This is a genomic window from Planosporangium spinosum (assembly GCF_049999945.1).
Lineage (GTDB): Bacteria > Actinomycetota > Actinomycetes > Mycobacteriales > Micromonosporaceae > Planosporangium > Planosporangium spinosum.
The window spans coordinates 1-11,895 of sequence record NZ_JBLYUB010000053.1; the positions used below are offsets into that span (position 1 = coordinate 1).

Here is an 11,895-nt window from a genome sequence, read left to right on the forward strand (position 1 = left end):
TCAACCGGCTCAAACGTCATCGTGGTGTGGCCACCCGCTACGACAAACTCGCCGTGCGCTACCTGGCCACACTCCACGTCGTCGCCATCAACGAGTGGCTCCGGCCCGGCCTATGAAACACGGCCTAAACGCCGGACGCCAAGGATGTTGAGATCGCGGTGTTGCGGCACCCGTTGATGGTGGTGCGCCGACAGGTCGCCCGACCGCGATACGAGCCGCGGGACCGGCTGGTGTTGGCCATGTTGGCGCGGCTGCTCCCGAGGCAGCGGTGGGGCGCCTTTCTGGTCACGCCGGCGACGCTGTTGCGCTGGCATCGCGAACTGGTGGCTCGTCGCTGGACGTATCCGGCCACGGGACGGGGCCGGCGTGCTCTGGATGACGATGTCGTCGAGCTGGTGGTGCGGATGGCGCGGGAGAATCCGCGCTGGGGATACGTACGGATCGTGGGGGAGTGCCGCAAGCTCGGTGTGCGGGTGTCGGCGACGTCGGTGCGGCGGGTCCTGCGTCGTCGTCGGCTTGGGCCCGGCACCGCGGCGCAGCGGCCCAGGTTGGACAGCGTTCCTGCGGGCGCAGGCTGCCGGAGCGTTGGCGTGCGACTTCTTCACGGTGGAGACGGTCGGGTTGACCCGGCTGTATGTCCTGTTCGTCGTCGAGCTTGACCGGCGTCGGGTGCACCTCGCCGGTGTTACCGCACATCCGACCGGTGCCTGGGTGACGCAGGCAGCCCGGAACCTGTTGATGGACCTCGACGACCGAGTCAACCGGTTGCGATTCCTGATCCGTGACCGGGACACCACGTTCACGGCAGCCTTCGACGCGGTGTTCGCTGCGGTCGGCGTGGAGGTGGTCAAGATCCCGCCACGGGCGCCGAAGGTGAACGCCTACGCCGAGCGGTGGGTACGCACTGTCCGAGCCGAGTGCCTGGACTGGACGCTGATCTGGAATCCGAGGCGCCTTGAGCGGGTTCTTTGCCGGTATCTCGAGCACTGCAACAGCGGCCGGCCGCACCGCGGTATTGATCTCGACGTTCCCGCTCCCACCGCTGCCGGGACCATGACACCGCCCGTGGCTGGCCGGGTTGAGCGTGTCGACGTCCTCGGTGGCCTGATTCACGAATACCGCCGCGCGGCCTGACGGACCCTGGATCCCGCACGCGAGTCGTGAAATGGCACCCTTCACGCTGCGGCGCTGTGACCAGCGCGAACACGAATCGGTGCAGGTCAGCTGCGTCCGTTCGCAGCAGCTCGACGCGGTTCAGAGCAGTTCAATGCGGTTGGGCGCGGCCGTGCACTCCCCAGCTGCTCCCCACCTGTTGCTCCACGCCAGTGCCGGGTAGTGGTGGATGCAGCAGAATGAATGGGGTGTACCTCTGTGAGAGGCAGGGTATACAGTCCCACCCGGCGCTCGGCGCTCGGCGCTCGGCGCTCGGCGCTCGGCGCTCGGCGCTCGGCGCTCGGCGCTCGGCGTGCGCGGGACTCTTCCTGCCCGGATCGGCCTTACGGCCACCTCTGATATTCGCGTGGCAACCAGGCTGCCGATGAATGCCCAGCTCATCTGGGCTGCCAGATCGTACCGTCTGGAGAGGCCCGACGCACCCGACGAAGTGGCTATCGGCCCCAATGCACCGCACAGCTCTGCACTCGGCCGGACCTGTACCAAATTTACCAATCGAGCCTTCCGGCCGGTCCGCGCCATCCAGGACGGCCCTACCGAGCACGTGCATGGCTGATCAACAGCGACCGGCTCCGCCGGTAATCTGACGCCGTGATCACCGGTGAGGGACAGTCGCCGGACGCTGCTCCGCAGTGCGATCCGGTCATCCTCGCGCGGCCCAGACTGATCAGGCGGCTGGACCTGCTCACTCGCCGGCGACTGACCAGCGTCGTCGCGGGCCCCGGCGCCGGAAAGACCGTGCTGTTGCGTGCCTGGGCGACCAGGCGGTCGACCGCCTGGCACACGGCGAGCCCGCAGGATCTGGACCCGACCGTGCTGTTCGGCGCGCTGGCGGGCGCACTGCGGACGGCCGGTGTTGACATACCGGAGCCGGCCGACACCGCGGGGCCGGCCGCGCTGGGTGCCGCGCTGGCCGACGCGCTCCGGGCCGGCGGTACCGCGCCGGTCGCGCTCGTCGTGGACGACGCGCACCTCCTGGGCGCCGACGGCGCCGCCGTGTTGCTGGAAGCGCTCGTCCTCGGGCTGCCGGAGAAGGCCTCACTGGTCGTCGCCGGGCGGGCGCCGTTTCCATCCCCACTCGGCCCGCCCCGGGCCGCCGGCCGGCTGGCTGACCTCGGGCCGGCCGAGCTCGCCTTTACGCCGGCCGAGGCGCGGCGGGTGTTGCGTTCCGCCGGTGTCGCCACCGATCAGCCGACGGTGCACGGCATCCTCACCCACTGTGGAGGGTGGCCGGGTGTGGTCACGGCCGCGACGTATCTCGCGGTTTCGCCGGCCGGCGGCCGACCCGGTCCGCAAGCGCCGCCGGGCCGGTCCCATGGGATGGAGGCGCTGGACGACGACCACCGGCTGACCGAGCTCGTGTCGGCTCTTGACGACGGTGACCTGGCGGCACTTCGCGCGCTGACGGCGGTAAGGCAGGCCGATCCTGCGCTACGCGCCGTACTCGAACCGGTGTGGGACTGGGCATTGCGAAGACTGACCGAGACGAGGCGGCTGGCCGGCGACGACCTTGGGCCGCTGCGGGCGACCAGGATGGTGCTGGGTGGACCGGTCGGGGTACGCGACGCCGATCTGGTGCTGGCGGAGTCGGCTCTGCGCGACGGGCAGCACGACGAGGCGCTGCGCTATCTCGCGGCGGTCCCGCCGGAGACTCCGCTGCCCGCGGCGCTGGCGTGGCAGCTCGGCGTGCTGCTGCACCAACGAGGCGAGTTCGCGGCGGCGGAGTCGCTCTACGAACGGTCGGCTCCTGATGCCGGTGGTGGTGCCGCCGGAGGATTGTCCGATCGACCGGACGCGCCGCCGGCGTCGCGCGATCGGGCCAGGGTGCTGGCCGGGTGGGCTTCCGCGCGATGGGCGCGGGGCGACCAGGCCCGAGCCCGGCAGCTCGCCGACGAGGCGGTGCGCGTCGCGGAGCACAGCCGGGATGACGCGGCGATCGCGGCGGCGTATGTCGCGCAGGCGCTGGTCGCGTTCAGTGCGGGTGACCGGGCCGCGAACGAGCACGCCTACGCCCGGGCGCTCGCCGCGGCGGAGCGGGCCGGTGACATCGGCCAGCAGTTGCGCATCCGCTCCAACATCGGGTCCCGCCTGCTCGAGGAGGCGCGCTACCGGGAGGCGGTGGACGAGCTCACCGAGGCGATCCGGCTCGGCACGCTGATCGAGCAGCCGACGCTGCTGGCGTTGGCGCTGCACAATCGGGCCGAGGCGTGGCTGGGGCTGGGCGAGCTGGCCGAGGCGCGGGCCGACGCCGACCGGGCGCTCACTCTCTGGCAGCGGGACGGCTCTCCGCTGGCCGCCTTCGCGTTGCTGACGACCGCGCGCGTCCATCAGGCCCGCGGCTCGGCCCGGCAGGCGACCGCGGCCTACCGCGAGGCGCTGGCGACGGCCGAACCGCACAGCAACGCCCAGGTACTGGTGCTGGCCTGGGCCGGGCTGGCGCGGACCTGCTACGCGGATGATCCGGCCGAGGCTCAAGCGTACGCACGTCGGGCGCTGGCACTTCCCAGCGCCAGCGGCCCCGTCGCCGCGGAGCTGGCAGCCGGCTGGGTGGCGCTCTGTTCCGGCGACGCCGCATCGGCCGGCCGACACGCGGCGGAAGCCCGATCGGAGGCCGGTCGGCGCCGCGATCCGGTCGGCCTGGCCGAGGCGATAGAGCTTGCGGTACTGGCCGGCTACCGAGCGGGCCCCGACGGCGGGACGGGGCGGGACGCCGGCCGTCGCGTGGCCGGGCTGGTCGAGGCGGCGGCGATCTGGGCCGACGCCGGCAACGAGGTGGCGCTCGCCACCAACGCGCTGCTGCGGGGGCGCTGCGGAGCCGATCCGCTGGCGGAGGACGTGGCGCGCGGCCGGCTGCACCGGCTCGGGGTACGGGACGACGCGTGGCACATTGCCGGCCCCCTGGCGGCGATCGGTCCTCCGCCGGTCCCCGAGGTGGCGGTGCAGACACTGGGACATTTCGCCGTGCGGCTGGGCGGTACGCCGGTGCCCCCGGCCAGCTGGCAGTCCCGCAAGGCGCGTGAGCTGATCAAGGTGTTGGCCGGGCAGCTGGGCCGGCCGGTCGGCCGGGAAGCGCTCGCCGCCCTGCTGTGGCCGGATGTGCGCTCGGAGGTCGCGCTCCGCCGCCTGTCGGTGCTGGTCTCGACGGTACGGGCGGTGCTGGACCCGGCCCGCCGGTATCCGGCCGACCACTACCTGGCCACCGATCCCGCCACGGTACGGATCGACGCGGAGCACGTCGCCCTCGACACGCTCCGGTTTCACGACGCGGCTCGCGCGGCTGTCGCCGCGGACGCTGTGGCGGCACCGGACGGTCGAGATCCGACGGCCGGCGCCGAGATCGCCGGCCGGCTGGAGGCGGTCGCCGCACTGTACACCGGTGACTTCTGCGCTGAAGGCGAGGCCGGGGAGTGGAGCGAGCGGCCGCGCACGATGTTGGCCGAGTTGCACAGGGACGTCATCCGCCGGCTCGCGGGACGGTGCCTGGGGCTGGGTCGTCCCGAGGCCGCTGTGGGGTGGTATCTGCGATTGACGGTCGAGGACGGCTACGACGAGCCGGCCCACCTCGGGCTGATCAGCGCCCTGTCGGCGGCCGGGCGGCACGGCGAGGCCGGCCGGCATTACCGGGAGTACGTCGAGCGGATGCGCGAGATCGACGTCGAGCCGGCCGCGTTCCCGGCGGGTGGCGCGGCGCCGAGCGCGGTGCGGCCGGTGACCTGAACGATTCCCGAACACGCCCTGAACAGCTCCGTTGATGATGATCGCGGGGCGGCACCGGACCGCCACGCGGGCATCGGGGGAGCGGATCGGGTACATGAGGGTGAATCGACCATGCGCGGTGGTCGTGGCCGGTCTCGTCGTCATCGGCATGGTGGGGTGCGGTGACACGCGTGGCGGGGCCGTGGCTGTCCCGGCGACGAAGGCGGCGCTGACCTACGGGAACGGACCCGTGCGCGACCCATCGATCACCTACCAGCCGGATGTCGTCTTCGTCGAGGGCGGGCCGGACGTGATCCGGTCGGCGACCGGTAACGGCCTGACCTGGACGATCGACGCCCACGCGCGGGGCGCCGCCGATATCAAGGTCGGCAAGGTCATGTACGTGACCAGTCGTGCCGTGGGGCGGGCGGTCGAGGTGCGGCGGGCCGGCGGCGATGTGGCCGTCACGCTGGCACCGGTGACCCTCACCGAGGTCTTCCGTGACGCGCACTTCACCGTCGACCGGGACATCGACGAGAACGCGCTGGTCTACCAGGAGATCCCCGATCTCCCTGGAGCGGTGTCCGTGCCGACGGACCCGCCGGGGAGCGCGGCACCGACAGCGACGAGAACGATCGCGCTGCGCAGCGACGCCATGACGAGAACCGTGGCACTGCCGGGGCACGTCGCCGGCGCGCTCGGCGGTGACCTGCCGCCGGCTCGGGAGGGGAACTTCACCGTCGGGATCGCCGGGTGGGAGGCCCAGCCATACCGGAACCCGGGGGTGCTCGGCCTGAAGTTCGGTCGCAAGGCCAACGACGCCCTCAAAGTCTTCGTCGACTTCTCGGCGAAGGTCAACAAGCTGCATGTACGGGTGGACGTGCGAATTGCCAACGGTGTCCTGGACCCCGCCTCCACGGTCGCTCTCGAAGGCATCAAAGCCATCGACATCAGCATCTCCGCCGGCGCCGCGAACGGTGCGGACGACAACCGGAAAATCCGGTTCGAGGTGCCGATCGAAGCGGCCGTACCCATACCCGGCACGCCGTTCGTCTTCAGTACCAGTTGGAAAGTCATCGTGGCCACCGCGTTGGGCGGCAAGAACACCACAGTGAAGGCCAACGGCGAGTGGAGCGTCACCGGCACGATCGGAGTCGTCCAGGGCAAGATCGTGACGCCGACCTTCGGCGTGGTCAAGAGCATCCTGGACTCGATAACGGGGCTATCCGTCGGGGTCAGTGGGGTAGCCGTCGCGATCGAGCTCAAGGTCCAGCTCGGCATCGGCGTTCCGGTCGCCTCAGCAGGCCCGTACATCAAGCTCGTCATCGACGTCGGGGTGACCAACGGCTCGGCGTTCGGGGCCCCGCTGGCTCGATGCGTCGGCGCGACGCTCGACGGCAAGGTGGGCGGTGGATTCGGGACGTCGGTGTCGGCCGTCGCATTCGCGGCGGTGAGCAAGCTGCTGGGCAAGCTGCTTGGCACCACGAAGTTCGAGCTTGAAAAGGAAAGCCTGATCCCGTTCGTCCACAAGCAACAGACACAACCGGACGTGCCGCTGTGCCGAGGCTGACAAGGAGATCGACCCGATGGCCCCTACCCGTATCCGCCCACGGTCGGCGCTTGTTTCCCTGGCCGTGCTGACGGTCTGCGCGGCCGCCGGATGTGGTCAGCCGGCGGAGAAGCGCCCGGCTGCGCAGGCGGCCGCGCAGCCGGCCGCGTCAACCGCTGCGCCAACGGCGGAGGCGACCGCATCGGCGACCGCGGCGGCGGTGGACGTGTGCGCGCTCGTGTCCCAGCAGGAAGCGCAGCAACTGGCCGGCACGGCGCTCAACCCCGCGACGCCGGTCCGGGAGACCTGCACGTACACCGGACCGGTGTCCGGGCCGACGGCGCAGGTGGAGGTGTTCGTCGGCGACGGGGCGAAGAAGTACCTCGACATCGAACGCACTCTCGGGCACCAGCTCCGGCCGCTTGCCGGCATCGGCGACGAAGCGTACGCCGAGGACGGTGCGGTCTTCATCCGCAAGGCCGGGACGTGGGTCTCGATCAGGCTGACGCGTCTCAACGATCCGGCGGAAAACCGCCAGCCGCTCGAGAATCTGGCGCGCACGGTAGCCGGCCGGCTCTGACCGCCATGCCGGAGAGAGGGTGAGGATGAACAGCTTCCTGACGGGCCGTACCGACGGCCGGCACCGGCGTCCCCGGCGGGCGCCGCTCGTGTCGTTCCTGCTCGCCGTCACCGTCGGATTGACCGGTTGCACCGGCACCGCGCCGGGCGCCTCGCCAGTCGGTCCGCGGTCCACCGAGCGGGCCCGCATCGGCGTCGACGGGGCGATCGACGCGCTGGCCGCCGCCGGCGCCGGCGTCTACGACCGGCCAGGAGCAGCAGCGCCCATCCGTACCCCACGCGCCGCGAGCCCGCTGCGGCTGCTCCGTTCCCAGGTAGCGAACCTGGCCCGGGATGCGGACGGCGGTGGCGGGATCGGTGCGGACGAGATCGACAAGCTGTTGCCGATGCCGTCAGGATCCGTACCGTTCTCGTTCGTGCTCGCCGGCTACGTCGCCGCCGCCAAGACGCCGGGCGCCGAGCAGTCCCGGAAGCTGATGGCCGGCCAGGATCTCGAACAACCGGCATCGTTGCTGTTCCCCACGATCGTGCTGGCGCTCTTCGTCGCTGAGACGACGGCGGCGGTGCCACCGGCACCGACCGGACAACCAACCGGCACGGCGACCACCAGGACCGCAGCGCTCGACCAGCCCACGATCGCCGCCACCCGGATTCCCTCGCCGCGATTCCAGCTCGCGGCGGCCGGAGTGTGCGGTAACTTCAGCGCGTTCTTCACAGACACGTTGCAGAAGATCGCGGCGGCGATCGTCGGGGTCCTGCCGGACATCCCGTTCCTGAAGACGGCGATCTCCTGGGCTCTGACCAAGGGGCTTCAACTCGGGCTCGGCGCCGCGGCGAACCTCATCGGGCAGATCCCGTTCCTCCAGGCCCTGCGCTCGGCGATCGGCGCCCTCGCCCTGGCTGTCACCGTCGTCGCGGCCGTGCGCGACTGGACCGTCTCGGTGACCGCGCAGCCCGCGACGGCCCACTACGCGGCGGGTGCCGAGGCGAGCGTCGCGAAAGCGATCGGGACCGTCGAAGACGGTCCCGGGGACGTCTTCTCACCCGAGGTCCGCGAGTGCGCCACGCTGCTGGGCGTCAACCTCGCCAAGGGCGGTGCGGCCGGCTCGGCGGCGACGTGGCAGGTGGTCGCCGGCAGCCAGCACGCGACCCCGGCGGCCAACCAGGACACGAAGGTGGACCCGGGCAAGCACACGACCTTCAGCTTGGCGATGGCCCGCGAGTCCGAAGACGTCCATCGCGGCAAGCGCATCGCGAACGGACAGGTTGTGTTGCGGGTGACCGTCAAGCGACAGGACGTCGAGCAGGTTCGCAAGTTCGTCGAAGGAGCGATCACCGGCGCCCTGCCCCCCGGCGTCTACGCAGCCCTGACGGGGGTGTTCGGCGATCCGGTGGCGAAGATCGCGGCGATGACCGACGTCACCGGGCAGGGTCGCCTGGTCGCCGAGTACCACCTGGCGGACGAGCCGTCGGAGTCGCCCGTACCGTCGGCGGCGCCCTCCGGCGGCCGTGCCGTCCGGGTCTTCCAGGACCGGCCGGAGAACAGGACCTCGTCCAGCGAGACGGTCGCCCTGGCGGGCCGGATCGTCGACCTGGTCTCCTGCGATGGGCCGTACGGGACCTGGAAGGGCATCTTCCGCGTCGGCGGCGTGCAGTCGGCTTTCCCGGTGCCGTGGAAGGAGATTCCGGTCAGCTTCGCGATGGGCGGCGGCAGCGGATCGAAGACCGTGCACATCACGCCGACCGAGGTGGTGGTCCTCCCGCCGAACATCACCAGCGACACCGAGATGGACGTCACGGTCGACGGCAAGACGATGACGCTGTCGGGCCGGGTGGACGGCGACATCGGCTCCTTCTCGATGCCGATTCTGCCGGCACCGGAGGGTGCCTGTCCCTGACGGCGCGGCGAGCGGTGCACTGCCGCAAACGCTGAAACGTGATTGACGATGCTTGCCTACCGCGACGATCGCCCCGGTAGGCGCAGGAAGAGGGGTGGCTTCGGTGAGCTCCGGGATAGTGCTGCTGGTCGTGCTGGCGTTGCTGGTGGTGCTCGTCGTGGTGGTTGTCGGCTGGGCCGTCGCCGCTTACAACCGGCTGGTCCGGTTGCGTACGCAGGTGCAAGCGTCGTGGGCGCAGGTCGACGTGCAGCTCAAGCGGCGGCACTCGCTGATCCCCAATCTGGTGGAGACCGTCAAGGGCTACGCGGCGCACGAGCGCAGCACCTTGGAGTCCGTTGTCGCCGCCCGGGCCGCGGCGGCGGGCACCGCCGGCCGGGGCCCGCGGGAGCAGGCTGGCGCGGAGAGCGCGCTGACCCAGGCGTTGGGTCGGCTGTTCGCCTTAGCCGAGGCGTATCCGCAGCTCAAGGCCAACGAGAACTTCCTTGCCCTGCAGTCGGAGCTGTCCGGCACCGAGGACAAGATCGCCTACGCGCGGCAGTTCTACAACAGCGCCGTGCAGTCGCTCAACGCGGCGGTGCAGACGGTGCCGACCAACCTCATCGCCGGCGTCGGCGGCTTCCACGCCGAGCCGTACTTCGAGGCTGTGGGTGACGAGCGTGCGGACGTATCGGTCCGGTTCTGACCGGATCGCGCGAGGACGGGTGACACCATGATCAATCGGATGGTGGAGTTGGGCCTGCCGGCGATAGGCCTGGCGCTGTGGCTGGCCGCGTACGCCGGGGCCTGGGTGCTGACCCGTCCCGCCGGTGTGACCGCGGATCGGGCCACAATGGACCTGCCCGGCGCGGAGCCGCCAGCGGTGGTGAGCCTGCTGGCCAACCGTTGGGAGTTCACCGTCGACGCGGCGGAGTCCACGCTGTTGGACTTGGTCGCGCGGGGCTATCTGGAACTGCGCCAGGCCGGCCCGGATCCGCGACACACCACGGTGCACCTGATCGGCGGTTCCCCGGCACAACTGACCGGGTACGAAAAGCAGGTCTACGACCGCGTCGTCGAACGGGCGGTCGGCGGTGTGGTTCCGTTGACCGCACTGGGTTTCGCCGATGCCGGACGCTCTGCCGCCTGGACCCGCCGATTCCGGCTCGCCGTGATCGCCGACGCCCGCCGGTCGGGTCTGTCCCGGCGGCGGTTCTCGCCGGCCATCGTGACCGGCCTGTCGGTGCTCGCGGGCGTCACCGCCGCCGGTGTCACCGCCGGCGCGGCGCACTACATGCACCGCGACGACGGTCACTTCGGCGCCGTGCCCGGATTGTTCCTGGTTGTCACCGCCGCACTGACCGGCGTTGCCGCCAAGGTCACTGGCGAACGTGACACCACGGCCGGGAGGGCGGCTGCGGCCCGCTGGCTCGGCGTACGCGACTGGCTGGCCGCGCACGAGTCGTTCGCCGATCTGCCGCCCGCGGCGGTGGCCGTCTGGGGCCGTTATCTGCCCTACGGCGCCGCGCTCGGTGTGACCCGGGTGACGAGCCAGGTCATCGACCTCGGGATGGCCGACCGCAAGCGGATATGGTCGTCCTATTCGGGCGGGTGGCGGCAGGTAACGGTGACCTATCCGCGCCTGCTGCCCCGCTACGGGCAGCGGTTCGGCTGGATCATCTTGCGGGTGGTCATCGCCGCCCTCATCGGCTGGACCTTCGCCCCGCCGGGGGAACTGTGGCACGGGCTGTTCGAGTCCGACCCGGTAGGTGTCGCGTTCACCCTGGTCGGGTCGGCGCTGTTCGGCTATGCCGGCTACGCAGGCTTGCGGGTGCTGCTCGACGCCATCGCGCCGGCGGCGGTCACCGGCGAGGTGCTGTGGCACCAGGTTTGGCAGACGCGCGAGGTCGGCAGCGAAAACGAACGCCGGAGTATCCCGAGCCTCTACTACTTGGTCATCGACGACGGGCGCGTCGACCGTACGCGGGCCTGGATTCTGCCTGCGGAGATCGCCGACCGGTGCCGGGTCGGCGACGTGGTCACCGCCCGTGTCCGCCCGTGGACCCGGCGGGTTCTCAACGTCACCGCGCAGCGGCGCGGATCCGACTGGTCACAGCCGCTCGCGGCGACCGGGGCCAGCGATGAGGAGTTGATCGCGGAGGCGTCGAACCCGCAAGCGACGCCCCGACGGTGACGCCGGCGCCCGCGGGGACCTCTTGTCGTGCCGGCACCGCCGAACGTGATACCCATGAGGAGGAGTTGCCAGCCGTTCTTATTGGGCGATGCCGCATGAGTGACCACTTCGGTGCGGCCGAAGAGTCATCCGGTCAGATCGTTCCTGGTTGGCGCCTTGATCGATTAGTGGGCTAGGCGCCCACTTTCGAATCGATGGTCAACAGGGCAGTGATCGCGTTCTGCTCCCAAATCTGCTCACAAGGAAACGTTCACTCCCAGGTCAACCCCTTACGATCCCGAGTCTTGTAGCCTCGCCATCAGGCAAGTTGGACAGTAGTTGAAGTACGTTCGGTGCAGTTGACGACTCTTGTGTGAACGTGGCCGCTGCACCGTCGTGACCAGCGCAAACACGAGGCGGCGCCGGTCAGTGGCGTCCGTTCGCAGCAGCTCCACGTTGTTCACCGCAGTTCAATGCGGTTGGGCGCGGCCGTGTGCTCCCCAGCTGCTCCCCACCTGCCGCGCCATCCCTGCGGTCTTGAGCGGTGGTCGGTGCGGTCGAAGAAGTACGTGAGCGGTCCATGGGGCCCGGCCGGCAAACCTGCTCGCCGATGCTCCGCTCGTGTGTGGCTCCTCCTTCCTGCCATCGTGCCGGTCTCTGTCGGAGAAATCCCATCTCATCAAGCGTCGATGTTTTCTGGCACCCACAAGTAGCCGAGCGCGAGCCCTGAGGTGTACTAAGGATCTTGGACACGTCCTCCGACCTGAGAGGATGAGTCCATGCCCGAGCAGCGTCGCCGGTACAGTCCACAGTTCAAAGCCGAGGCCGTGCAGATGGTGATCGAGACCGGC

At 70.5% G+C, this 11,895-nt stretch carries 7 protein-coding genes and 1 pseudogene; all 8 read left to right on the forward strand.

Annotated elements, in window-relative coordinates:
• A pseudogene (locus tag ACNTMW_RS33810) lies at nt 1-116 on the forward strand (IS5 family transposase); the annotation flags it as partial.
• Between the two features lie 505 nt (nt 117-621).
• Nucleotides 622-1,134 carry an integrase core domain-containing protein gene (locus ACNTMW_RS33820; protein ID WP_426638141.1) on the forward strand — a complete coding sequence of 171 codons (513 nt, stop codon included), beginning with the start codon at nt 622-624 and terminating at the stop codon, nt 1,132-1,134.
• Between the two features lie 630 nt (nt 1,135-1,764).
• Entirely contained in the window at nt 1,765-4,890 is a 3,126-nt protein-coding gene (locus tag ACNTMW_RS33825) for a BTAD domain-containing putative transcriptional regulator (protein WP_426638142.1), read from the forward strand.
• A gap of 94 nt (nt 4,891-4,984) precedes the next feature.
• Nucleotides 4,985-6,439, forward strand: a complete 1,455-nt coding sequence (locus tag ACNTMW_RS33830) for a hypothetical protein (RefSeq protein ID WP_426638143.1) — start codon at nt 4,985-4,987, stop codon at nt 6,437-6,439.
• Nucleotides 6,440-6,638: 199 nt separating this feature from the next.
• Entirely contained in the window at nt 6,639-6,998 is a 360-nt protein-coding gene (locus ACNTMW_RS33835) for a hypothetical protein (protein WP_426638144.1), read from the forward strand.
• 25 nt (nt 6,999-7,023) lie between these two features.
• Nucleotides 7,024-8,895, forward strand: coding sequence for a hypothetical protein (locus ACNTMW_RS33840; protein WP_426638145.1), 1,872 nt, complete (start codon nt 7,024-7,026; stop codon nt 8,893-8,895).
• 103 nt (nt 8,896-8,998) lie between these two features.
• Nucleotides 8,999-9,577 (forward strand): LemA family protein, encoded by a 579-nt coding sequence (locus tag ACNTMW_RS33845; protein WP_426638147.1) that lies wholly within the window; start codon nt 8,999-9,001, stop codon nt 9,575-9,577.
• A gap of 39 nt (nt 9,578-9,616) precedes the next feature.
• On the forward strand, nt 9,617-11,065 hold the full coding sequence (locus ACNTMW_RS33850) for a DUF2207 family protein (RefSeq protein ID WP_426638148.1): 1,449 nt from the start codon (nt 9,617-9,619) through the stop codon (nt 11,063-11,065).
• The last annotated feature ends 830 nt before the right edge of the window (nt 11,066-11,895 follow it).